The sequence below is a fragment of the Terriglobia bacterium genome (assembly GCA_020073185.1).
In the GTDB taxonomy this organism is placed as follows: Bacteria; Acidobacteriota; Terriglobia; order Terriglobales; family Acidobacteriaceae; genus JAIQGF01.
Window position 1 is genome coordinate 1 of the sequence record JAIQFT010000027.1, and the last position, 20,836, is coordinate 20,836.

The window sequence follows — 20,836 nt, forward strand, 5'->3', positions numbered from 1 at the left end:
TGATGCCGGGGGACAACGTGAATTTGGAAATCGAGTTGATCACGCCGGTGGCGATGGAAAAGGGACTGCGCTTCGCCATCCGCGAAGGCGGCCGCACCGTCGGCGCCGGAACCCTGACCGAGATTGTGCAGTAAGTCGGCTGTTGGATGTCGCGTCAATCGGTTGGGGGCGAGTGTAATGGAGTGGCAGGCGCTCGAATTCTTCGGCCTTGTGCTGGTATTCGTGATGTTCCTGTTCTCCTCCAAGATCGTCGACGCACTGCTGGACCTATTTGGCAAGCGGGAGAAACGCTGAGCACAGACAATTGAGTGCCAGCCGCGCAGCGGCGGATGAAAATAGCCCGGCACTTCAGTGCCGGGTTGGTAGCGGAATCGGAGCCAGTCCCATAGGGACGGTTGAAATTGAGCCCCGCAGGGGCGACAGTTCATAGCCCGGCACGTGAGTGCCGGGTGGAGGCGGAAGAAGAACCGGAGTCCCGTAGGGACGACACAACACGGACGGCAGGCATCCAGCCGCACGCTCTTTGAGATGAAACGATGATTGGAAAAGAAAGAATTCGGATTCGGCTGAAAGCTTACGACTACCGCGTGCTTGACCAGAGCACCGGCGAGATCGTGGAAACCGCGCGGCGCACCGGCGCGCAGATCGCGGGCCCGATTCCGCTGCCCACGGTCAAGAACAAGTATTGCGTGCTGCGTTCCCCGCACGTGGACAAGAAGTCGCGCGAGCAGTTCGAGATCCGCACCCACAAGCGCCTGCTCGATATCCTCGAGCCGACCCAGCAGACGGTGGACGCGCTCATGAAGCTCGACCTCCCCGCCGGCGTCGACGTCGAGATCAAGGCGTTCGGGAAAGAGCATAAGTAGTCTCTCGGTCGATCAGTCGCTCGGTCTCTCGGCTGCGCGGACCGACCGATAGACCGAAAGACCGACAGACCAGAACAAAGCTTCCGCGATCTTCGGATCCCCGGCGCAAAACCATCGCCGGACTGGGAGCGGAGTTAGGGAAAAGAACATGGCTATCAACGGAATCTTGGGCAAGAAAGTCGGCATGACGCAGTTGTTCGACAGCAACGGCGACGTGCGTCCCGCCACCGTCCTGCAGGCCGGGCCCTGCGTAATCACGCAGCGCAAAACCGCCAACAAGGACGGCTACGAAGCGGCGCAGATCGGGCTCGTCGAGTTTGTCAAGGAGACGCGCCTCAACAAGCCGGCGCGCGGCCATCTCGGCAAGAACAACCTGCCGCCGGTGAAGTTCATGAAGGAAGTGGATGTGTTGGTGGACGGCGCGAGCGGCGACGGCGACCAGACCAAGGTTGGCGACCGCGTGCTGGTGGACATCTTCGACGGCGAGCGCTTCGTCGATGTCACCGGCACCAGCAAAGGACGCGGCTTCGCCGGCGTGGTCAAGCGCCATCATTTCCGCGGCGGCCCCAGTTCGCACGGCTCCATGTTCACCATCAACGGCTCGATCGGCGCCTCCGCGTTCCCGTCGCGCGTGTTTGCTGGGATGCGCATGGCGGGTCACATGGGCCACGCCCGCGTCACCACGCGCAACCTGCGCGTGCTCGGAATTGACAAGGACGAAAACCTGCTCGTGGTGGAGGGCGCGGTACCCGGCCCCGACGGCGCTTACGTGGTCATCAACAAGGCGAAGCGGGCTCCGCGCGAGCGCCGTGGTTTCGCCGGCACCGGCACGGTGGACCCGTTGAAGGCCTCCAAGCGCGCTACGAAGAAGAAATCATGATGTGGCGCGGGCGCCTTCGCCCGCGTGTACAACGAAGAGTCACTTATGGCTACGATTGACGTACTGAATCTGAGCGGCGAAAAAACCGGCAGCCTCGAGCTGGCCGACGAAGTCTTCGGCGCGGTCAACGAAGACCTCCTCTGGGAGGCGGTCAGGCACTACCGCGCGGCTCAGCGTGCCGGCACTCACGCCACCAAGAACCGCAAACTGGTTTCCGGTTCCGGCAAGAAGCTGTGGCGGCAGAAGGGCACCGGACGCGCCCGCGTGGGCTCCATCCGCTCGCCCCTGTGGCGCCACGGCGGTACCGTGCACGGCCCGCAGCCGCGTTCCTACGACTACGGCTTCCCGCGCAAAAAGCTGCTGGGCGCATTGCGCTCCGCGCTGGCTTCCAAGCTGGCCGACGGCAAGCTGACCGTGGTCGAAAACTTCGATCTCGCCGGGGCCAAGACGAACGCCTTCCGCAAGGCGCTGGACGCCCTCAAAGTTGAGAGCACGGCGCTGGTGGTTGACGGCGCGAAGGCGAACCGCAACCTGGAGCTCAGTTCGCGCAACCTCGCCGGCATTGAACTGGTGCACAGCAATGTAGTTCATCCGTACCACCTGCTGCGCTACGACCGCGCCATCTTCTCCCGCCCCGCGCTGGAGAAGTTGCAGGACTCGCTCAAGAAGTCGGTGAGCAAGCGCCGGCATGAAGAGGGGTCCCCGACGCGCCGCGGGCGTGGCGGGGTGGTTGAGGAGGTCGCGTCATGAAATCGGCCTACCAGATCATCCGCAAGCCGATCATCACCGAGAAGGGCCTGGGCGTGAAGGAGACCGAAGCCACCCTCGTTTTCCAGGTGGCCGCCAAGGCGACCAAGACCGAGATCAAGGAAGCGGTGCAGTCCATTTTCAAGGTAAAGGTGGATTCGGTCCGCACCGCCATTTTCGTGGGCAAGGAACGCCGGCGTGGCAAGTTCACCGGCTACCGCCCCGACTGGAAAAAGGCTTACGTGCGTCTCAAGGCCGGCGAAAAAATGCCGGAATACGCACAGAACCTGTAACCGGCTTCAGGCTCCCGGCGCTAGGCGTCAGGGGCTAAGAGCTAATAGCTGAGAGCTGATTATGGCCATCAAGACATACCGACCGGTTACCTCGACGCTGCGCTTCCAGACCACGCTGGTCAACGATGAGCTGACCACCAACCGGCCCCACAAGGCGCTGACCGAATCCAAGCAACGCACCGGCGGACGGCGCAACCAGGGCGACATCACCAGCCGGTTCCGGGGCGGCGGGCACAAGAAAAAGTACCGCCTCATCGACTTCAAGCGCGAGAAGGCGGGCGTTCCCGCCACCGTCATCTCCATCGAGTACGACCCCAACCGCTCGGCGCGCATTGCGCTGCTGAGCTACGCCGACGGCGAGAAGCGCTACATCCTTCAGCCCGACGGCCTCAAGCTGGGCGCCAAGGTTCTCAGCGGCCCCGACGCCGACATCCTGATCGGCAACGCGCTGCCGCTGCGCAACATCCCCCCCGGCACCATGGTGCACAACGTCGAGTTGCGTCCCGGCAAGGGCGCGCAGATGGCCCGCTCCGCTGGCGCTGCCGCGCAACTGGTCGCCAAAGAAGGCGATCACGCGCTGCTCAAGCTGCCCTCGGGCGAGACGCGCCGCGTCATCGTGGACTGCATGGCCACCATCGGCCAGGTCGGCAACCTCGATCACGAGAACATTTCGATCGGCAAGGCGGGACGCACCCGCTGGTTCGGCAAGCGCCCGCACAACCGCGGCGTCGCCATGAACCCGGTGGACCACCCGCACGGCGGCGGTGAAGGCAAGACCTCCGGCGGACGTCACCCGGTGACTCCCTGGGGTCAGCCCACCCGCGGCTACAAGACGCGCAACAACAAGCGGACTGATAAGTTCATCGTCAACCGCCGCAGCAAGTAGGAATCGAGATTATGCGTTCACAAAAAAAAGGCCCCTTCATTGACGATTACCTGGCCAAGCGCATCGAGGCGATGAACCAGCGCAACGAGAAAAAGGTGCTCCGCACCTGGTCGCGGCGCTCCACCACCATCCCCGAGATGGTCGGCCACACCATCGCGGTGCACAACGGCAAGAAGTTCATCCCGGTGTACATCACCGAAAACATGGTCGGGCACAAGCTGGGCGAGTTCAGCTTCACGCGCCAGTTCAAGGGACACTCGATGAGGGCCGCCACCGAGGTCGCCGCCAAGCCGGCCGGCGTGCCCGGAGGCCCCGGAGCCATCGTGCCTTCGGCCCCCGCGGCCCCCGCGGCCCCTAAGGCGTAGAGAGGCGAACATGGAATTCACTAGCTCGGCTAAATACGTACGCGTTTCGCCGCAGAAGGCGCGCCTTGTCCTTGACCTGATCAAGGGACGCCGGGTCGAGGATGCCATCAACACGCTTACCTTTACCAAGAAAGGCATCGCCCCCGACGTCCAGAAAGTGCTGCGCTCGGCCCTGGAGAACGCCAATTATCTGAGCACGGAAAAGGGCATTGACGTCGATGTCGACAATCTCTTCGTGCTCCGCGCCGTCGCCAATGAGGGACCGCGCATGAAGCGCATCCGCCCTGCCCCGATGGGACGCGCCTTCCGCTACCAGCGGCGCATGGCGCACATCGAGATCACTCTGGCGGAGAAGAACCGCAACGCCGCCCCGGCGGAAACCCCGGACCAGGCTCACGCCGCCGCTCCGGCGCGCAAGCCGGTGCGCAAACCGGCGCTCAGGAAGAAGTCGCCCGTCAAGAAATTCGCGGGCAAGGGAAAGAAGAGGTAGGTTTCTAGCTGTCGACCGCCGACCGTCGACTGTCGACCGAATTTGAGGAACTATGGGACAAAAAGTCCATCCATACGGATTCCGCATCGGCTACACCAAGCCGTGGAAGTCGCGTTGGTTCATGACCCGCGACTACGCCAAGTTCTTGCTGGAAGACGTCAGGCTGAAAAATGAGCTCAAGGACAAGCTCAAGTCGGCCGGCGTCAGCTCCATCGAGATCGAGCGCCCCGGCAACAAGTTGCGCATCATCATCCGCACCGCCCGCCCGGGCATCATCATCGGGCGCAAGGGGGCCGAGATCGACAAGCTCAAGGGTGAGCTGCAGAAGCGCACCAACCGCGATGTCTACATTGACATCCAGGAAGTGCACAAGCCCGAGCTCGACGCGCAACTGGTTTCCGAATCCATCGCCCTGCAACTGGAAAAGCGTGTCGGCTTCCGCCGCGCCATGCGCAAGTCGGTGGATTCCGCCCTGCGTTTCGGCTGCAAGGGCATCAAGGTGCGCGTCAGCGGCCGTCTGAACGGCAATGAAATCGCGCGCTCCGAGTGGTACCTGCAGGGACGCCTGCCGCTGCACACGCTGCGCGCCGACATCGATTATGGCTTCGCCGAAGCGCGCACCACTTATGGCGTCATCGGCGTGAAGTGCTGGGTTTACAAGGGCGAAATCCTGCCCTCCAAGAAACGCGACGCGCCGGCGGCGAGCGCGTTTTAGGGAAGCTGTCAGCTCTCAGCCATCAGCGGTCAGACTGACTGGCATGAAGGTTGACAGATTAGGTTTCGGGTGTGGCGCACAGAATTTTGGAGCAGCGCACACCTGAGAGTACGACGAACAGGCTGCAAGCTGAGAGCTGATAGCTGAGAGCTTATTTATGTTGATGCCAAAGAAAGTGAAGTACCGCAAGCAGCAGCGCGGACGCATGGCCGGCAAGGCCTGGCGCGGCAGCGAGCTGGCCTTCGGCGATTACGGTCTCAAGGTCATGGAGTGCGGCCACATCACCGACCGCCAGATCGAAGCCAGCCGTATTGCCATGACCCGCTTCGTCAAGCGCGGCGGAAAAATCTGGTTGCGCCTGTTTCCCGACAAGCCGGTCACCAAGAAGCCGGCTGAAACCCGCATGGGAAAGGGCAAGGGCGCGCCCGACCACTGGGTTGCCGTCGTCCGTCCGGGCAAAATTCTGTTCGAGATGGAAGGCGTCACCCCCACCGATGCCCGCGAAGCCATGCGCCTGGCCTCGCACAAGCTGCCGCTGCGGACGCGTTTCGTCGAGCGCCACGGCGCCGGAGCGCATTGATGGTCGTCGGTTCTCGGTTTTCGGTTCACGGCACTCCGAGCTGAAAGCTTACTTGATAACCGACAACCGATAACCGACAACGAGAATTGATATGGATGCCGAGAAAATTCGCAATTTGACCGACGTCGAACTCAAGCAGCAGGAGCGCGAACTCAACGATCAGCTCTTCCGCCTCAAGTTCCAGCTCAACATGGGCCAGACCGAGAGCCTGAAGAAGATCCGCGGCCTGCGCAGGGACATCGCGCGCGTCAAGACCATCGCGCGCCAGCGCCAGATGGCCGCCACGGAGAAGTCATAATGCCGGAACCCACTACGACGGAAAAAACTTCGGCCCGCAAGACGCTGGTCGGCGACGTGGTTTCGACCAAGATGCGGAAGACCATCGTTGTCGAAGTCACGCGTAAGAAGTCGCACCACCTCTACGGCCGCGTGATCGCGCGCTCGCGCCGTTTCTACGCGCACGACGAGAACAACACCGCCAACGTCGGCGATGTCGTCCGCCTGGAAGAAACCCGCCCGCTCTCCAAGCTGAAGCGCTGGCGGCTGAAGGATGTTATTCGCCGCGCCAAGCTGGTCGGCCCCGAGGCGGTCACGCCCGGCGCGGTTGAGCAGCCCGGCGCCTCGCAGTAGTCGGTTGTAGGTCATGACTTCAGTCATGACCGAGGCGCGAAGCGCCGACCAGGTAGGTCATGACTTCAGTCATGACCGAACGCTGGTAGCCCAGGGCGGCAGCCCTGGGAATAGGTCGGAGCAGATTGCTGAGTCCCGTAGGGACGGCCCGATCTGAGTTAGGGAGATTGAAGATGGCAGTCATGATGCGAACCATGCTCGACGTCGCCGACAACTCCGGCGCGCGCAAGCTCCAGATGATCTTGCCCCTCGGCGGCTCCACCGGGCTCAGCGCCGGCCTCGGTGACGTGATCACCGCCAGCGTCAAGGAAGCTTCGCCCGACGGCACGGCGAAAAAGGGGACGGTGGTCAAGGCGGTGGTGGTGCGCACGCGCAAGGAACACCGCCGCCGCGACGGCACCTACATCCGCTTCGATCAGAACGCGGCGGTGCTGATCAACGACGCGCACGAGCCCATCGGTACCCGCGTCTTCGGCCCTGTCGCCCGCGAGTTGCGCGAGAAGAAGTTCCTGAAGATCGTCTCGCTCGCACCGGAAGTACTCTAGCCGCGGAGCGGCGGTTGAAAGTAGCCCGGCACTTTAATGCCGGGATGAGAACGGATTAAACAGCCAGTCCCGTGGGGCCGGCTGAGGCAGAGAGAGCCCCGCAGGGGCGACAGTTGATAGCCCGGCACGTGAGTGCCGGGGAAGAGGGATCTCATCGAGGACCCGAGTGCCGCAGGGACGGCACAGGAAAACGATTATGCAACGAGTACACAGGGATATTCGCCGCAACGACACCGTGAAGGTAATCACCGGCCGCGACCAGGGCAAGCAAGGCCGCGTGCTCCGCGTCTTCCCCGAAGAGGGCAAGCTGCTGGTCGAGCATGTCATGGTGGCCAAGAAACATGTGCGGCCCAATCCGCAGCGCAACGTCAAGGGCGGCATCGCCGAGCAGGAGAGCCGGATTTCGATCTCCAACGTGATGCTGCTGTGCGGCGCCTGCGGCCCGGTGCGTATCCGCCACGAGGCGCGCGGCGACCGCAAGGTGCGCGTCTGCGCCAAGTGCGGCACGACGCTGGAGAAATAGTCGTTAGTCGCTTGTCGTTGGTCGTTAGCAACCCGGCCAACGATTAACGACCAACGACAAATTGAACACCTCACGAACCGGTACCCACTCCGAAACCGTGAGAGGAAGAAGTCGAGAGCCATGGCAGACGAGAAACCGAAGAAACCGCCGAAACCGCCGCAGCAGCCGGGCAAGAAGGGCGAGGCCAAGGCCAAGGGCAAACCCGCCGAGGCCGCCGTCCAAGCCAAAGGCGATGGCAAGCTGGCGCGCCCCAAAGCGAGCAGCCGCTCCACCGCGCGCCTGCGCGAGCGCTTCGAGAAGGAAATCAGGCCCGCGCTGATGAAGGAATTCGAACTCAAGAACCCCATGGCCGTGCCGCGCCTCGAGAAGGTCGTGGTCAACATGGGGGTCGGCGAGGCCACGCAGAACGCCAAGGTGCTCGACCCGGCTGCCGCCGAGTTGCAGCAGATCGTGGGGCAGAAGCCGGTTATCACCCGGGCCAAGAAATCTATTGCTGCCTTCAAGGTGCGCGAGGGCATGCCCATCGGCGCCATGGCCACCCTGCGCGGCGATCGCATGTACGAGTTCCTCGACCGGCTGATCAATATCGCCCTGCCCCGCGTGCGCGACTTTCGTGGCGTTTCCACCAAGTCGTTTGACGGCCGCGGCAACTACACGCTCGGCCTGCGTGACCAGCTCATCTTTCCGGAGATTGATTACGCCAAGGTGGACAAGCTGAAGGGCATGAACGTCACCATTGTGACCACCGCGCGCACCGATGACCAGGCGCGCGCCCTGCTGAAGGGCCTCGGCATGCCCTTCCGCGCGTAAACAAGGCTCCTGATTTTCGGTTCTCGGCGCATCGGGCACCGACAACCGATAACCGAAAACCGATAGCGAATTGGAGATACATGGCTACAACCGCAAAACGAGTGAAGGACGCCAGGAAGCCGGGCAAGACATGTCCTGCTTGCAGCGGGAAACGCGAACTTGATGGGAAGGCTTGTCTCATCTGCAAAGGGACTGGCAGCACTTTTTCCAGCCGCCAGCACAACCGCTGCAAGATTTGCGGGCGTCCCCGCGGATACCTGCGCAAGTTCGGCATTTGCCGCTTGTGTTTCCGCGGCCTGGCGCTGCGCGGCGAGATTCCCGGCGTTTCCAAGTCGTCCTGGTAGGTACACGGTCTCGGCCCTGGTCGCCATCGACCTTCGGCCATCGACCATCGACAGTCACGAGTTGCCGCTGGTTCTCTCGATCGTCGAGAGCGAACGGGCAGAGGAGAAGCTAAGCAATGAGCTTGACCGATCCGGTCGCAGATTTCCTGGCGCGCATCCGCAACGGCATTCGCGCCCGCCAGCAGAAGGTGGACGTCCCCGCCTCCAAGCTCAAACTGGAGATGGCCCGCATCCTCAAGGAAGAGGGCTTTATCTCCAACTTCAAAGCCACGGAGGAGGAAGGCCGCAAGGTCTTGCGTGTCTATCTCAAGTACGGCGCTAACAACGAGGCTGCCATCTCGCGCCTGCAGCGCGTTTCCAGCCCCGGCTGCCGCGTCTACGTCGGGCGCAACGAGATTCCCCGCGTGCTGGGCGGCATGGGCATCAATATCCTGACCACCCCGCGCGGGGTCATGACCGGCCGCGAGGCCCGCAAGCAGGGCGTCGGCGGCGAAATTCTCTGCGAGATCTGGTGAAAACCCGTTTCTCGGTCTCGCAGTCGATCAGTCGCTTGGGAACCGACTGACCGAAAGACTGAAAGAAAATAACGCTGGAAGCCGGCCCAACCAGCCGAGAGCCGACAGCGGAGAGCTGAGAACTGATATGTCACGAATTGGAAAAAAGCCGATCGCCATTCCCCAGGGAGTGAAAATTTCCATCGACGACAACCTGGTGAAGGTGCAGGGACCCAAGGGTGCCCTGGAAACCCGCGTCCCCAAGGGCATCAAGGTCGCGCAGCAGGACGGAAACCTGGTCGCCACCCGCGAAAACGACCAGCAGGCCGCTCTGCATGGCCTGACTCGCGCCCTCATCAACAACGCCGTCGAGGGTGTCACCAAGGGCTGGAGTCGCGAAATGGAAATCGTCGGCATCGGCTACCGCGCCGAGCTCAAGAGCAAGGGCATCGTCGTTTTCAGCCTCGGCTTCTCCCACCCCATCGAGTACCCGCTGCCCGACGGTATCGCCGTCGCCGTGGACCCCAAGCTGACCCGCCTCACCATCAGCGGCATTGACCGCCAGAAGGTGGGTCAGGTGGCCGCCGAAATGCGCGCCCTGCGTCCGCCCGACCCGTACAAGAACAAGGGCGTGCGCTATTACGGTGAGCGCTTGAAGAAGAAGGTTGGCAAGACTGGTGCGAAATAGTTGGTCGGCGCTGCTCGGAATCGATAGCGGATCCTGGCCATCGACCATCGACCAACGACCCCCGGCACAGAACCCCGGGGACAGAGGACAGGGACAATGTTAACGAAGACTTCGAAAAATCAGACGCGCTCCAAGGTCCACGACCGCATTCGCAAGCGCATCCTCGGTACCCCGGAGCGTCCGCGCCTCAACGTGTATCGCTCGCTGAACCACATTTACGCCCAGGTCATTGACGACCTGCACGGCAAGACTATCGTGTGCGCAAGCACCGTGGAAGGCGCCAAGGCCAGCAAGCGCACCGGTGGCAACGTCGCCTCGGCCAAGGAAGTCGGCAAGCGCGTCGCCGAGCGCGCCAAGGAAAAGGGAATCGCCAAGGTGGTATTCGACCGCGGCGGCTACCTCTACCACGGACGCATCCGCGCCCTGGCCGACGCCGCCCGCGCCGCTGGGTTGCAATTTTAGGAGTCGTTAGTTGGTAGTCGTTAGCCAAGACTTGCGCCACGACGAACCGCTAACGACCAACGACTAACGACGTTTTGAACGAATCGAGAAACTAATGGCAACTGCAACTGTGAAAAGAAAACTCGATGCCGCCAGCTACCAGCTTAAGGACCAGGTGGTCGCCATCAATCGCGTCACCAAGGTGGTGAAAGGCGGCAAGAACCTTTCCTTCGCCGCGCTGGTCGTGGTCGGCGATCCCTCCGCCGCCGTGGTCGGCTACGGTTCCGGCAAAGCCAAGGAAGTGCCGCAGGCGATCCGCAAGGGCATCGAGGCCGCCAAGAAAAACTTGGTCCGGGTCAACATCAACCAGACCTCCATCCCGCACGCCGTTCTGGGACGATTCGGCTCCGGCATGGTGCTGTTGAAGCCCGCTCCGGAAGGCACCGGCGTCATTGCCGGCGGCGCGGTGCGTGCCGTTATGACTTCGGTCGGAATCCAGAACGTGCTGACCAAGTCCATCGGCACCACCAACCCGCACAACGTCGTCAAGGCGACCTTCGACGCGCTCAGGAAATTGCGCGATCGCCGCGAAGTCGCTGTCTTGCGCGGCAAGTCGGCGGAGGAACTGTAATGACGAATACAAAACACAATGGCAACCCAGGCACCATCCACCTCAAGTGGGTGCGCTCCGCCATCGCTGCGCCGGAAAAGCACAAGCGGGTTGTGCGTGGCCTCGGATTCACCCGCTTGAACCAGGTCATCGAGCGCGAAGACTCGCCCTCGATCCGCGGCATGGTCGCCAAAGTGCCGCACCTGGTGAAGGTGGTCAACGAATAGTTCTCTTGCTTTTGCCAATGGCGAATCGCCGGCGGCTAAGAGCTAAGAGCTGAGAGCTAAGAGCTATGAATCTATCGACATTACGAGCACCGAAACGCTCCTCCGAAAACCGCAAGCGCGTCGGCCGCGGCATGGGTTCGGGCATGGGCAAGACCTCCACTCGTGGACACAAGGGCCAGGGTTCGCGCAGCGGTTCGCGCATCATGCGCGGCTTTGAAGGCGGCCAGATGCCGCTGCACCGCCGCCTCCCCAAGCGCGGCTTCGTCAACATCTTCCGCGAGGAGTACGCGGTCGTGAACCTGTCCGACCTGGCCTCGCTCGGCGAGACCAACATCACGCCCGACTTCCTGCGCGCCCGCGGGCTGGTGAACGGCAAGGACAAGCGCGTCAAAATCCTCGGCGACGGCGAGCTCCAAACCGCCCTTACCGTGCAGGCGCACAAGTTCTCCAAGTCGGCGGAAGAAAAGATTAAGAATGCCGGCGGCGCCGCTACCATCATCGAAATTAAGGCGGCGGCCCCGGTGAAGAATAAGTTCAAGGCTGCCCGCGCCGAAAAACGCGCCGGCAAGCAGAAGAAGCAGGCCTAGACTTGATGGAGCGCGCTCGCCCTCGAGCGCGTCGCCATCGACCAACGCTGTAGGTGGAAGCGCCGGGCTTTAGCCCGGCGGCAAAGGCGGTAGTAAGAACAGGCTTTAGCCCCCGGTGGTTCTTGGCCATCGACCAACGACCATCGACCAACGACGTTCTTGTTTTTCACCGTCGACCATCGACCGTCGACCAAGGTTTTCGCATGCTGGAAAAGCTAGCTAACGTATTTCGCGTTCCCGACCTTCGCAAACGCATTCTGTTCACACTGGGATTGCTGGCCGTGTACCGTCTCGGCGGACACATCCCGACGCCGGGCATCAACGCCGACCTGCTGCAGCAGTTCTTTGAGCAGAACCGCGGTACCTTTCTCGGCTTCGTCGATCTGTTCAGCGGCGGTCAGCTTCGCCGACTGACCATCTTCGCACTCGGCATCATGCCTTACATCACCGCCTCCATCATTCTGCAATTGCTGACCGTGGTGTACGAGCCGCTGGCCAAATTGCAGAAGGAAGGCGAGCTGGGGCGCAAGAAGATCACCGAGTGGACGCGTTACCTGACGCTCATTCTCAGCGCCATGCAGTCGTTCGGCATCGCCATCACGCTGGAGCGCCAGACCATGTCCGGCGGCGTGCCCTTCGTCACCAACCCGGGTTGGGGATTCGTTGTGATGACCGTGCTCACCCTCACCACCGGCTCGGTCTTCATCATGTGGCTGGGCGAGCAGATCACAGAACGCGGCATCGGCAACGGCATGTCGTTGCTGATTTTTGCTGGCATCGTCGTCGGTCTCCCGCGCGGCGTCGTCGACCTGGTGGACAAGGCCAAGAACGCTGCCTGGGGCGCCTTCACTGTGCCCGCCATGGTCCTACTCATCGTGCTCATGGTCGCCGTCGTCGCTTTCATCGTCTTTACGGAGCGCAGCGAGCGCCGCATCCCGGTGCAGTATGCCAAGCGGGTCGTCGGACGCAAGGTCATGGGCGGCGGTTCCACTCACCTGCCCTTGCGCGTCAATTCCGGCGGCGTGATGCCGGTGATTTTCGCCTCCTCGTTGCTCACCTTGCCGCAGACCGCCGGCTTTTTCCTGCGTGACAACCGTTATTTCGGGCCGCTGCTGCGCGCGCTTTCCTGGGGCGAGCCGCTCTACACCCTGCTCTACGCCGTCGGCATCATTTTCTTTGCCTACTTCTACGTCTCGATTGTCTTCAACCCCAACGAGGTTGCCGACAACATGCGCAAGTACGGCGGCTTCATTCCCGGCATCCGGCCCGGCAAGCGCACCGCCGACACGATCAACGAAATCCTGACCCGCATCACTCTGGTCGGCGCGTTCTACCTGATCATCATCTCCTTCATTCCGGAATGGATGATCGCCGGCATTCACCTCAACCATTTGCCCGGCGCGCTCGGCCGGCTGTTCGAGAATCTCCCGACCTGGATGACCAATGGCCTCGGCGTCACCTTCTATTTCGGCGGCACCTCGCTGCTGATCGTTGTCGGCGTCGCCATGGATACGGTGCAGCAGGTGGAGGCGCAATTGATCATGCGCCATTACGAGGGCTTTACCCCGCGCAGCGGACGCATCCGCGGCCGCCGCACTTGGGCGTAGCAGAAGTCAGCAGTCAGAATCTAAGAAGTAAGAAGTAAGAATCAAGAAGTAAGACGATGGAAGCGCCGGGCTTTAGCCCGGCGAGCATCGTCCGGAAGAATCCCAGGACTTTAGCCCTGGCCACATCTTAGGAAGTATGTGGAGCGTGTTTCGAATAGTAACGACTTTGATTCCGGGGCACCTTGGAGGCCTGATTCCAAGGCACTTGCTGAGATCGCCGGAAGGTAGAGAACGATTGTTGAAACACGCTCTGTTCTGAGAAATTGCGTGGCACACGCGCCCTCGCGCGTGTGGCCGCGTAGCGGCAACTGAAAATAGCCCGGCACTTCAGTGCCGGGAAATGCTTTTGCTGAAACTGAAACTCGAAGCTGAAACCGCTTTCATGTTAAACAAAACGATTGGCCCTATCATCCTGTTGGGGGCACCCGGCGCCGGCAAGGGAACACAAGCGAAGCTCATTGTCGAGCGTTACGGCGTGCCCCAGATCTCCACTGGAGATCTGCTGCGCGACCATGTCTCGCGCGCCACCGAGCTCGGCAAGCAGGCCAAGGCCATCATGGACCGCGGCGAGCTGGTTCCCGACGACCTGGTCAACAATATGGTCGCCGAGCGCCTCTCCCGCCCCGATACGGCACGTGGGTTTATACTGGACGGTTATCCGCGCACCGTGGCTCAGGCCCAGTGGCTGGACATGTACTTGCCCGGCAAGGTCTTTGAAAATCAGGGAGATTACAAGCTTCCCCCGGTTGTGATCGACATCGCGCTGGGATATAATCAACTACTACGTCGGCTCACCGGTCGGCGCTCTTGTCCCACCTGCGGGCGTATTTACAACGTGTACTTCCAGCCTCCCCGCGTTGCTGATCTCTGCGACGTTGATGGCGCGAAGCTTGTTACACGCCGTGACGATTGCGAGGAAGTGATCTCCGAACGTCTCAGGGCTTACCAGCGGCAGACCCTGCCTCTGGCTGGTTTTTACCGCGCCAAGGGACAGTTGGTCGAGGTCAACGGGGACCAGGACGCCAGCGCCGTCAGTCGAGACGTGCTGAAAGTGATTGATGGCCATCGTTTGTAAATCGCCGTCCGAGCTGGACAAGATGCGCGCTTCGGGCCGCATCGTGCGTCAGGTGCTGGACACGGTCCGCGCCATGGTCGAGCCCGGGGTCACCACCATGGACCTGGAGCGGGCGGCGGAGAAGAAGATCAAGGAACTCGGCGCCAAGCCGGCCTTCAAGGGTTATTACGACTACCCTTGCGTGCTGTGTACCTCGGTTAATCAGGAGATCGTCCACGGCATTCCGTCGCCGAAACGGATGCTCAAGGACGGCGATATAGTCTCCATTGACTGCGGCGTCGTGCTCGACGGCTATTATGGTGACGCGGCCATTACCGTGCCGGTGGGCGACAAGCTCGCCCCCGACGTGCAGAAGCTTCTGGAAGTCACGGAAGCCTCGCTTTACCGCGGCATCGCCGCCGCCCGCATTGGCAATACCGTGGGCGACGTCGGCGCCGCCGTGCAGGAATTGGTCGAGGCCAACGGCTTCAGCGTGGTGAGAGAATTTGTCGGCCATGGCATCGGGACGCGCTTGCACGAAGATCCGCAGGTCCCCAATTACGGTACCCGCGGACACGGCGCTCGGCTGCGCGAAGGCATGGTGATCGCCATCGAGCCCATGGTTAATGCCGGCACTCCCGGCGCCCGCGTGCTCGACGACAAGTGGACCGCAGTGACCGAAGACGGCAGCTTTAGCGCCCACTTCGAGCACTGCGTCGCCGTTACCACCGACGGCCCCCTGATTCTGACCCAGTAGTGGTCAGTGGCCAGTTTTTGAAAACGCTACCTGAAGGCTGAGAGCTAAAAGCTAAAAGCTGTTTTGGAGTTGAATGAGTAAAGAAGACGCGATTGAAGTCATGGCGGTGGTCATCGAGCCGCTGCCCAACGCAATGTTCAAGGTCGAACTGGAAAACAAGCACCAGGTACTGGCGCACGTTTCCGGAAAGATGCGCAAGAACTTCATTCGTATTTTGCCCGGCGATCGGGTCGCGGTGGAGCTTTCTCCCTACGACCTCACCCGCGGGCGCATTGTGTATCGCTACAAATAGGTTTGCGTTTTCATGTGGCCACTGGCTACTGGCCACTGGCTCTGGAAATTAGAAACTGGAAACTACAATGAAAGTTCGGGCTTCAGTTAAAAAGATTTGCGACAAGTGCAAAGTCATCCGCCGCAAGGGCGTGGTGCGGGTGATTTGCGAAAACACGAAACATAAACAACGCCAGGGATAACGGTTCGCGTCATCGGCCCATCACCGATAACCGAGAGCCGATAACCGACAACGAGGTTTTATGGCCAGAATTGCCGGCGTGGACCTTCCGCGCAACAAGCACACTCGCATCGCGCTGACTTACATCTACGGCATCGGACACCCGCGCTCCGCCCGCATCCTGGCGGCCGCCAACGTGGATGGCGCCAAGAAGGTGCAGGACCTCAACGAAGAAGAGGTCAACCGTATCCGCCAGGTCATTGAGGGCGAAGGCAACGTTGAGGGCGACCTGCGTAAGGACGTCTCGATGCACATCAAGCGCCTGATCGAGATCGGCTCGTATCGCGGCTTCCGTCACCGCCGCAACTTGCCGGTTCGCGGCCAGCGCACCCATACCAACGCGCGCACTCGCAAGGGCCCGCGTAAAGGCACCGTGGCCGCCAAGAAGAAGACCGCCACGAAAACCTAATCGGTGATCGGTTTTCGGTTCTCGGTTTTTGGCTTGAAGGCCGATGCCGAGAAGCCGATGACCGATACCCGACAACCGAACACCGAGAACCAGAATGGCGAAACCAGCAGAAGCGACCGTTGCCGGAGCACCGGCGAAAAAAGGCAAGACCAAGAAGTTCAAGAAGCGTGAGCGCAAGAATGTCCCCTTTGGCGTCGCTCACATTCAGGCGTCGTTCAACAACACCATCGTGACCATCTCCGACCATCAGGGCAACGTGCTCTCCTGGAAGAGTTCGGGATCGCTGGGCTTCCGCGGATCGCGCAAGGGTACGCCCTTTGCCGCGCAGCAGGCCGCCATGAACGCCGCCAACATGGCGCGCGAGCACGGCCTCCGCGCGGTGGAAGTCCGTGTCAGCGGACCCGGTTCGGGCCGCGAGTCGGCCATCCGGGCGCTGGCCGCCGCTGGCATCGAGGTGCGTCAGATCAAGGACGTCACCCCCATGCCGCACAACGGCTGCCGTCCGCCGAAACGGCGCAGAGTGTGAATTTGCGATTTAGCGATTGAGGGATTCAGTGATTGACCCGTTGTGGCGTTTTCCAATCGCTCAATCACGAATCACTAAATCACTAACTGAAGCAATCGGGACGAAGGGATGGCCAATCCTGTAAACCGATTCATGAAGGAGAAGAACATTGGCTCGATACACAGGTGCAGTCTGCCGCCTTTGCCGCCGCGAAGGCATGAAGCTCTTCCTTAAAGGGGCGAAGTGCTTCAGCGATAAATGCCCCATCGAAAACCGCAACTTTGCTCCCGGTCAGCACGGCAAGGACCGCAAGGCAAAGATCGTCGGCTACGGCCTGCAGTTGCGCGAGAAGCAGAAAGCCAAGCGCATCTACTTCACCAACGAAGGCCAGTTCCGCAACTATTACGAAAAGGCGGCGCGCGCCAAGGGCGTCACCGGCGAAGTGCTCCTGCAGCAACTGGAGCGCCGTCTCGACAACGTCGTTTACCGTCTCGGCTTTGCGGCCTCGCGCCGCCAGTCGCGCCAAGTGGTGCGCCACGGCCACATCCAGGTCAACGGCCGCAAGGTGGACATTCCCTCGTACCAGGTGAAGCCCGGCGACGAGATCGCGGTGCGTGAGACTAGCCGGAAAGTGCCGGTCATCCTCGCCGCCGTCGAGTACAGCAGCCATCAACCGACGCCCAACTGGCTCGAGATCGACCGCGAGAATCTCAAGGGCCGCGTCATTGCGGTCCCGAAACGCGAAGACGTGAATCTGCCCGTCAACGAGCAGCTCATCGTCGAACTGTACAGCAAGTAATCGGCTCTTTTTGCCGATTGCATAATCGGGTAACTGCGGAATCGGGCAATTGAAATCAATTACCCGATTACCCGATTCGACGATTCCGCAATGAACCCGGCCCCATTCGTGCCAGATCAGGCCCGTGCGACGATCCACTTCAGGCCTGGGCCGCCTGAGGATGTCGCCTCGACCCGCATGGCCGAAGGAGAACTATGCAATTGCTTTGGAAAGGCTTCCAGAAACCCAAGCGCCTGGCCGCCGACACCGAAACCCTTACCGACAAGTACGGTCGCTTCTGGGCCCAGCCCTTTGAGCGCGGTTTCGGCACCACCATCGGCAACGCCCTGCGCCGCGTCCTCCTCAGCTCCATCGAGGGTGCGGCCGTCACCGCCGTTAAGATCGAGGGCGTGCTCCACGAGTTCCAGTCCATTCCCGGCGTGGTTGAGGACGCCACCGACATCATCCTCAACCTCAAGCAGGTGCCCTTCAAGCTCAACGGCGAAGGCCCCAAGGCCATCTACCTGCGCGCCGACCAGCCCGGCGTGGTCACCTCCGGCATGATCGAGGCCGACGCCGACGTCGAAGTCCTCGACAAGGACGCCTACATCGCTACCGTTAGCGAGGGTGGCAAACTCGACATGGAAATGCGCCTCAAGCGCGGTCGCGGCTACATCTCCGCCGACAAGAACTTCGAGGAGGACCTCGGCATCGGCTTCATCCCCATTGACTCCGTGCACTCGCCCGTGCGCAAGTGCAACTACACCGTGGAAGCCGCCCGTCTCGGCCAGATCACCGACTACGACAAGCTCACCCTCGAAGTCTGGACCAATGGCTCCGTCGCCCCCGCTGATTCCATCGGCCTCGCCGCCAAGCTGCTCAAGGACCACATGAACATCTTCATCAACTTCGAGGAGGAGATGGAGACCGCGGCCGCCGCCGAAGAGCGCAAGCCGGAAATTCGCAACGAGAACCTCAACCGCTCCGTCGAGGAACTGGAGCTCAGCGTTCGCAGCTACAACTGCCTCAAGAACGCCAATATCCAGTCTATCGGCGAGCTGGTGCAGAAGACTGAATCCGAAATGCTCAAGACCAAGAACTTCGGCCGCAAGTCGCTCAACGAGATCAAGGAAATCCTGGCCTCCATGGGACTTGGCCTCGGCATGAGGATCGACGAGCACGGCAACGCTGTCGCTCCCACTCAGCAGCCGTCCGCCGTGAGTTCCTTCGAGCCACAGCAGTAACTTTTATCGGGTGATCGGATGATCTGGTGATTTGAACACCGGAATTCGATCACCCGATCACCCGATGGCCAGATCACCGGATTGGCACGGGGCCATGAATAAGGATTGAAACCATGCGTCACTTAAAAGCTGGCAAGAAACTCGGCCGTAACACCAGCCACCGTCGCGCCCTGCTGCGCAACCTGGTCACTTCGCTCATTCTCGAAGAGCGTATCCAAACCACCGAACCCAAGGCCAAGGCCATGCGCCCGCACGTCGAGAAGATGATCACCCTCGGCAAGCGTGGCGACGTCGCCGCCCGCCGCCTCGCCGCCTCCTACCTGATGACGCGCGCCGCCGTCGACAAGCTCTTCGACACCGTCGCGCCCCGCATGGGCGACCGCAACGGGGGCTATCTGCGCATCATCCGCACCGGTTGGCAGAAGGGCGACGGCGCCGAAAAGGCCTTTGTCGAGCTGCTCGGCAGCGAGAAAGCCATTGCCGAGAAGCAGCACAAGCGCGCCGAAGCCCGTGCCAAGCGCCGCGAGGAAGCCAAGAAGGCGATGGAAGAAGCCGAAGCCCAGGCCGCCCCGGAAGCCTCGGCCGAACCCGAACCCAAACCCGAAACCAAGGGCGAAAAAGAGTAGAGGAACCAATCCTCTAATCCGACTCCCGTGCCAGTTTTTGTTGTTTAGTAGGCCCCGGCGCCTCGCCGGGGCCGGGCTTTCCTTGCCGAAACTCTCGATGCCGCGGGCGCCCTCGAACGCGGCTACCAGCCTTCGGCCCCCAACTACTGCATTCCCATTCTGAAACCGAAACTGAAACTCAAACTCCCTTCGCAACTTTCCTCGCCGGCAACCGTTTTTATGACTAACACCTGAATCGAAGGAGAGCGTAATTATGCGGGCATTTACCCGAATTTCTATCGCCCTGTTGTTGACCACCCTTCTCGCCGCCGCTCTGTCGGCACAAACCACGACGCCGCCAGCCGATAACGCCCCTGGTCCGCATCGCATGGGTGCCATGAGCCAGCGCGGCTTCGAGCACATGGCACAGCAGCTCAACCTCACTGACCAGCAGAAGGCCCAGATCCAGGGCCTCTTCCAGACCCAGCGCACGCAGGCCCTGTCCATTCGGCAGGACAGCTCGCTGACGCCGCAGGAGAAGCAAGATAAGTTCCGCCAGCTCCGCGAATCCACCCACCAGCAAGTCACGGCGGTGCTGACCGCCGAACAGCAGCAGCAACTGCAGCAGATGCGCGCACATCACGAACGCATGGGCGGTGGTATGGGCCCGTTCGCGCGCCTCAACCTCACCTCCGACCAGAGGTCCAAGATCGAGCCGCTCCTCCAGTCTCAGCGCCAGCAGGTCCAGGCAGTGCGCCTGGACAGCTCGCTGACGCCGGAGCAGAAGCAGGCCAAGGTGCGCGACATCCGCCAGAGCACGAAATCGCAGATTGATGCCGTGCTCACGCCCGAGCAGCAGCAGCAACGCAAGGAGATGTGGAGAGGCCGCGGCGGCAAGCACGGCCCTCCGCCCGCGCCGCCCAGCGGCTTTTAACTAGCATCGGATCTCGACTGGTGACAAACCGCGTTCTCCCTCGAACGCGCTTTGTCGTAGCCTGTGATTTCTGCGATCTCTGCGGTGTGGGTGCTGGCTGCGCCGAAGCTGCGGAAAAGCAGCAATTGGCAATCTGCAATTAGCCAATCGAGATTACCGAAAACCGATAACCGGCAACCGAGAACCAGCTAATCGCTAATTCCTAATCGCTAAAAACTTCCCTCGCGCATCGCTCACCGCGATCAGTAACAACTGCACGCACGCCGCCGCCATCGCGTCCAACGCGACGTCGCGCATGGTTCCGGTTCGCTCGGGAAGCATGGTCTGGTGCCATTCGTCGAGCGCCGCCACCACAACGGTTGACGCCAGCGCGATCGCCGCCGCGCGCGCGCTCCAGGAACGCAGCATCGCCTTCCATGACGGCAACTGCTTTGCCCAGCGCGGCAGCATCAGGGTTGTCCACCACGCCCGCAGCATAAGCAGACTGAGAATGGCATAACCGGCGAAATGCCCTGCTTTCCGCGCCACCTCATTGATGAGTTGAAGTTGTGCAAGTGCGATGTGCAGATCGAAAAAACCGATGATGGAAGAAAAAACGTCTCCAGTATCGTCCGACGAGGCGTACGGCGTGGACTCCCACGCGATCACGGCCAGCCACAGCAGGGCAGGCGCCCAGGCTCGGCGAACAGCGTCGGATGTGCTGGGCATTAG

General features: G+C 61.5%; 34 protein-coding genes. 33 read left to right on the forward strand and 1 reads right to left on the reverse strand.

What is annotated here, in order from left to right; translation table 11 throughout:
• The 33 genes from tuf to LAN64_11540 form a co-directional block, all read left to right on the forward strand.
• The coding region (gene tuf, locus LAN64_11380) for an elongation factor Tu (protein MBZ5568439.1) at positions 1-134 on the forward strand (134 nt) is incomplete at its 5' end.
• 405 nt (positions 135-539) lie between these two features.
• Positions 540-866: a 30S ribosomal protein S10 gene (rpsJ, locus tag LAN64_11385; GenBank protein ID MBZ5568440.1), complete on the forward strand. Its 327-nt coding sequence runs from the start codon at positions 540-542 to the stop codon at positions 864-866.
• Between the two features lie 148 nt (positions 867-1,014).
• A complete protein-coding gene (gene rplC / locus LAN64_11390) occupies positions 1,015-1,746 on the forward strand; it encodes a 50S ribosomal protein L3 (GenBank protein ID MBZ5568441.1) in 732 nt (243 codons plus the stop codon).
• Between the two features lie 45 nt (positions 1,747-1,791).
• On the forward strand, positions 1,792-2,496 hold the full coding sequence (gene rplD, locus LAN64_11395; GenBank protein ID MBZ5568442.1) for a 50S ribosomal protein L4: 705 nt from the start codon (positions 1,792-1,794) through the stop codon (positions 2,494-2,496).
• Positions 2,493-2,786, forward strand: a complete 294-nt coding sequence (locus tag LAN64_11400) for a 50S ribosomal protein L23 (GenBank protein MBZ5568443.1) — start codon at positions 2,493-2,495, stop codon at positions 2,784-2,786. The genes rplD and LAN64_11400 overlap by 4 nt, the downstream gene beginning before the upstream one ends.
• A 61-nt stretch (positions 2,787-2,847) precedes the next feature.
• On the forward strand, positions 2,848-3,672 hold the full coding sequence (rplB, locus tag LAN64_11405; GenBank protein ID MBZ5568444.1) for a 50S ribosomal protein L2: 825 nt from the start codon (positions 2,848-2,850) through the stop codon (positions 3,670-3,672).
• A gap of 8 nt (positions 3,673-3,680) precedes the next feature.
• The gene (rpsS, locus tag LAN64_11410) at positions 3,681-4,037 is read left to right on the forward strand and encodes a 30S ribosomal protein S19 (GenBank protein ID MBZ5568445.1); all 357 of its coding nucleotides are present in this window, start codon (positions 3,681-3,683) and stop codon (positions 4,035-4,037) included.
• Positions 4,038-4,047: 10 nt separating this feature from the next.
• Positions 4,048-4,527: a 50S ribosomal protein L22 gene (gene rplV, locus LAN64_11415; protein ID MBZ5568446.1), complete on the forward strand. Its 480-nt coding sequence runs from the start codon at positions 4,048-4,050 to the stop codon at positions 4,525-4,527.
• 52 nt (positions 4,528-4,579) lie between these two features.
• Entirely contained in the window at positions 4,580-5,242 is a 663-nt protein-coding gene (rpsC, locus tag LAN64_11420) for a 30S ribosomal protein S3 (protein ID MBZ5568447.1), read from the forward strand.
• Positions 5,243-5,399: 157 nt separating this feature from the next.
• Positions 5,400-5,822, forward strand: coding sequence for a 50S ribosomal protein L16 (gene rplP, locus LAN64_11425; protein MBZ5568448.1), 423 nt, complete (start codon positions 5,400-5,402; stop codon positions 5,820-5,822).
• 91 nt (positions 5,823-5,913) lie between these two features.
• Positions 5,914-6,120, forward strand: coding sequence for a 50S ribosomal protein L29 (gene rpmC, locus LAN64_11430; protein MBZ5568449.1), 207 nt, complete (start codon positions 5,914-5,916; stop codon positions 6,118-6,120).
• A complete protein-coding gene (rpsQ, locus tag LAN64_11435) occupies positions 6,120-6,452 on the forward strand; it encodes a 30S ribosomal protein S17 (GenBank protein MBZ5568450.1) in 333 nt (110 codons plus the stop codon). Before rpmC ends, rpsQ begins: the two co-directional genes overlap by 1 nt.
• Before the next feature lie 173 nt (positions 6,453-6,625).
• Complete coding sequence (rplN, locus tag LAN64_11440; GenBank protein MBZ5568451.1) at positions 6,626-6,997, forward strand: 50S ribosomal protein L14; 372 nt, start codon at positions 6,626-6,628, stop codon at positions 6,995-6,997.
• Positions 6,998-7,193: 196 nt separating this feature from the next.
• Positions 7,194-7,520, forward strand: a complete 327-nt coding sequence (gene rplX / locus LAN64_11445; GenBank protein ID MBZ5568452.1) for a 50S ribosomal protein L24 — start codon at positions 7,194-7,196, stop codon at positions 7,518-7,520.
• 120 nt (positions 7,521-7,640) lie between these two features.
• Positions 7,641-8,330, forward strand: coding sequence for a 50S ribosomal protein L5 (gene rplE, locus LAN64_11450; protein ID MBZ5568453.1), 690 nt, complete (start codon positions 7,641-7,643; stop codon positions 8,328-8,330).
• 179 nt (positions 8,331-8,509) lie between these two features.
• The gene (locus tag LAN64_11455) at positions 8,510-8,674 is read left to right on the forward strand and encodes a type Z 30S ribosomal protein S14 (protein MBZ5568454.1); all 165 of its coding nucleotides are present in this window, start codon (positions 8,510-8,512) and stop codon (positions 8,672-8,674) included.
• Positions 8,675-8,790: 116 nt separating this feature from the next.
• Positions 8,791-9,189 (forward strand): 30S ribosomal protein S8, encoded by a 399-nt coding sequence (rpsH, locus tag LAN64_11460; protein MBZ5568455.1) that lies wholly within the window; start codon positions 8,791-8,793, stop codon positions 9,187-9,189.
• Between the two features lie 127 nt (positions 9,190-9,316).
• Complete coding sequence (gene rplF, locus LAN64_11465; GenBank protein MBZ5568456.1) at positions 9,317-9,856, forward strand: 50S ribosomal protein L6; 540 nt, start codon at positions 9,317-9,319, stop codon at positions 9,854-9,856.
• Positions 9,857-9,952: 96 nt separating this feature from the next.
• Positions 9,953-10,318, forward strand: a complete 366-nt coding sequence (gene rplR / locus LAN64_11470) for a 50S ribosomal protein L18 (protein ID MBZ5568457.1) — start codon at positions 9,953-9,955, stop codon at positions 10,316-10,318.
• A 109-nt stretch (positions 10,319-10,427) separates the two neighbouring features.
• A complete protein-coding gene (rpsE, locus tag LAN64_11475; protein ID MBZ5568458.1) occupies positions 10,428-10,928 on the forward strand; it encodes a 30S ribosomal protein S5 in 501 nt (166 codons plus the stop codon).
• On the forward strand, positions 10,928-11,134 hold the full coding sequence (gene rpmD, locus LAN64_11480) for a 50S ribosomal protein L30 (GenBank protein ID MBZ5568459.1): 207 nt from the start codon (positions 10,928-10,930) through the stop codon (positions 11,132-11,134). The genes rpsE and rpmD overlap by 1 nt, the downstream gene beginning before the upstream one ends.
• Positions 11,135-11,199: 65 nt before the next feature.
• Positions 11,200-11,721, forward strand: a complete 522-nt coding sequence (gene rplO, locus LAN64_11485) for a 50S ribosomal protein L15 (GenBank protein ID MBZ5568460.1) — start codon at positions 11,200-11,202, stop codon at positions 11,719-11,721.
• 203 nt (positions 11,722-11,924) lie between these two features.
• Complete coding sequence (secY, locus tag LAN64_11490) at positions 11,925-13,328, forward strand: preprotein translocase subunit SecY (GenBank protein ID MBZ5568461.1); 1,404 nt, start codon at positions 11,925-11,927, stop codon at positions 13,326-13,328.
• Between the two features lie 340 nt (positions 13,329-13,668).
• Entirely contained in the window at positions 13,669-14,403 is a 735-nt protein-coding gene (locus LAN64_11495; protein MBZ5568462.1) for an adenylate kinase, read from the forward strand.
• Positions 14,387-15,139 carry a type I methionyl aminopeptidase gene (gene map, locus LAN64_11500; GenBank protein ID MBZ5568463.1) on the forward strand — a complete coding sequence of 251 codons (753 nt, stop codon included), beginning with the start codon at positions 14,387-14,389 and terminating at the stop codon, positions 15,137-15,139. The genes LAN64_11495 and map overlap by 17 nt, the downstream gene beginning before the upstream one ends.
• Before the next feature lie 73 nt (positions 15,140-15,212).
• Entirely contained in the window at positions 15,213-15,431 is a 219-nt protein-coding gene (infA, locus tag LAN64_11505) for a translation initiation factor IF-1 (GenBank protein ID MBZ5568464.1), read from the forward strand.
• 67 nt (positions 15,432-15,498) lie between these two features.
• Positions 15,499-15,612, forward strand: a complete 114-nt coding sequence (gene rpmJ, locus LAN64_11510) for a 50S ribosomal protein L36 (protein MBZ5568465.1) — start codon at positions 15,499-15,501, stop codon at positions 15,610-15,612.
• Between the two features lie 60 nt (positions 15,613-15,672).
• A complete protein-coding gene (rpsM, locus tag LAN64_11515; GenBank protein MBZ5568466.1) occupies positions 15,673-16,059 on the forward strand; it encodes a 30S ribosomal protein S13 in 387 nt (128 codons plus the stop codon).
• A 94-nt stretch (positions 16,060-16,153) separates the two neighbouring features.
• Positions 16,154-16,585, forward strand: coding sequence for a 30S ribosomal protein S11 (rpsK, locus tag LAN64_11520; protein ID MBZ5568467.1), 432 nt, complete (start codon positions 16,154-16,156; stop codon positions 16,583-16,585).
• 148 nt (positions 16,586-16,733) lie between these two features.
• Entirely contained in the window at positions 16,734-17,363 is a 630-nt protein-coding gene (gene rpsD / locus LAN64_11525) for a 30S ribosomal protein S4 (protein ID MBZ5568468.1), read from the forward strand.
• Between the two features lie 194 nt (positions 17,364-17,557).
• On the forward strand, positions 17,558-18,586 hold the full coding sequence (locus LAN64_11530) for a DNA-directed RNA polymerase subunit alpha (protein ID MBZ5568469.1): 1,029 nt from the start codon (positions 17,558-17,560) through the stop codon (positions 18,584-18,586).
• 113 nt (positions 18,587-18,699) lie between these two features.
• Positions 18,700-19,212, forward strand: a complete 513-nt coding sequence (gene rplQ / locus LAN64_11535) for a 50S ribosomal protein L17 (protein MBZ5568470.1) — start codon at positions 18,700-18,702, stop codon at positions 19,210-19,212.
• Positions 19,213-19,465: 253 nt separating this feature from the next.
• On the forward strand, positions 19,466-20,125 hold the full coding sequence (locus LAN64_11540) for a hypothetical protein (GenBank protein ID MBZ5568471.1): 660 nt from the start codon (positions 19,466-19,468) through the stop codon (positions 20,123-20,125).
• 195 nt (positions 20,126-20,320) lie between these two features.
• Here LAN64_11540 and LAN64_11545 read toward each other — a convergent pair whose 3' ends face one another.
• A complete protein-coding gene (locus LAN64_11545) occupies positions 20,321-20,833 on the reverse strand; it encodes a VanZ family protein (GenBank protein ID MBZ5568472.1) in 513 nt (170 codons plus the stop codon).
• Positions 20,834-20,836 lie beyond the last annotated feature (3 nt).

Coding starts and splice junctions, on each gene's coding strand:
- rplC (MBZ5568441.1), top strand. CDS start 1,015: ATGGCTATCAACGGAATCTTGGGCAAGAAAGTCGGCATGACGCAGTTG.
- rplD (MBZ5568442.1), top strand. CDS start 1,792: ATGGCTACGATTGACGTACTGAATCTGAGCGGCGAAAAAACCGGCAGC.
- LAN64_11400 (MBZ5568443.1), top strand. CDS start 2,493: ATGAAATCGGCCTACCAGATCATCCGCAAGCCGATCATCACCGAGAAG.
- rplB (MBZ5568444.1), top strand. CDS start 2,848: ATGGCCATCAAGACATACCGACCGGTTACCTCGACGCTGCGCTTCCAG.
- rplV (MBZ5568446.1), top strand. CDS start 4,048: ATGGAATTCACTAGCTCGGCTAAATACGTACGCGTTTCGCCGCAGAAG.
- rpsC (MBZ5568447.1), top strand. CDS start 4,580: ATGGGACAAAAAGTCCATCCATACGGATTCCGCATCGGCTACACCAAG.
- rplP (MBZ5568448.1), top strand. CDS start 5,400: ATGTTGATGCCAAAGAAAGTGAAGTACCGCAAGCAGCAGCGCGGACGC.
- rpmC (MBZ5568449.1), top strand. CDS start 5,914: ATGGATGCCGAGAAAATTCGCAATTTGACCGACGTCGAACTCAAGCAG.
- rpsQ (MBZ5568450.1), top strand. CDS start 6,120: ATGCCGGAACCCACTACGACGGAAAAAACTTCGGCCCGCAAGACGCTG.
- rplN (MBZ5568451.1), top strand. CDS start 6,626: ATGGCAGTCATGATGCGAACCATGCTCGACGTCGCCGACAACTCCGGC.
- rplX (MBZ5568452.1), top strand. CDS start 7,194: ATGCAACGAGTACACAGGGATATTCGCCGCAACGACACCGTGAAGGTA.
- rplE (MBZ5568453.1), top strand. CDS start 7,641: ATGGCAGACGAGAAACCGAAGAAACCGCCGAAACCGCCGCAGCAGCCG.
- rpsH (MBZ5568455.1), top strand. CDS start 8,791: ATGAGCTTGACCGATCCGGTCGCAGATTTCCTGGCGCGCATCCGCAAC.
- rplF (MBZ5568456.1), top strand. CDS start 9,317: ATGTCACGAATTGGAAAAAAGCCGATCGCCATTCCCCAGGGAGTGAAA.
- rplR (MBZ5568457.1), top strand. CDS start 9,953: ATGTTAACGAAGACTTCGAAAAATCAGACGCGCTCCAAGGTCCACGAC.
- rpmD (MBZ5568459.1), top strand. CDS start 10,928: ATGACGAATACAAAACACAATGGCAACCCAGGCACCATCCACCTCAAG.
- rplO (MBZ5568460.1), top strand. CDS start 11,200: ATGAATCTATCGACATTACGAGCACCGAAACGCTCCTCCGAAAACCGC.
- secY (MBZ5568461.1), top strand. CDS start 11,925: ATGCTGGAAAAGCTAGCTAACGTATTTCGCGTTCCCGACCTTCGCAAA.
- LAN64_11495 (MBZ5568462.1), top strand. CDS start 13,669: ATGCTTTTGCTGAAACTGAAACTCGAAGCTGAAACCGCTTTCATGTTA.
- map (MBZ5568463.1), top strand. CDS start 14,387: ATGGCCATCGTTTGTAAATCGCCGTCCGAGCTGGACAAGATGCGCGCT.
- infA (MBZ5568464.1), top strand. CDS start 15,213: ATGAGTAAAGAAGACGCGATTGAAGTCATGGCGGTGGTCATCGAGCCG.
- rpmJ (MBZ5568465.1), top strand. CDS start 15,499: ATGAAAGTTCGGGCTTCAGTTAAAAAGATTTGCGACAAGTGCAAAGTC.
- rpsM (MBZ5568466.1), top strand. CDS start 15,673: ATGGCCAGAATTGCCGGCGTGGACCTTCCGCGCAACAAGCACACTCGC.
- rpsK (MBZ5568467.1), top strand. CDS start 16,154: ATGGCGAAACCAGCAGAAGCGACCGTTGCCGGAGCACCGGCGAAAAAA.
- LAN64_11530 (MBZ5568469.1), top strand. CDS start 17,558: ATGCAATTGCTTTGGAAAGGCTTCCAGAAACCCAAGCGCCTGGCCGCC.
- rplQ (MBZ5568470.1), top strand. CDS start 18,700: ATGCGTCACTTAAAAGCTGGCAAGAAACTCGGCCGTAACACCAGCCAC.
- LAN64_11540 (MBZ5568471.1), top strand. CDS start 19,466: ATGCGGGCATTTACCCGAATTTCTATCGCCCTGTTGTTGACCACCCTT.
- LAN64_11545 (MBZ5568472.1), bottom strand. CDS start 20,833: ATGCCCAGCACATCCGACGCTGTTCGCCGAGCCTGGGCGCCTGCCCTG.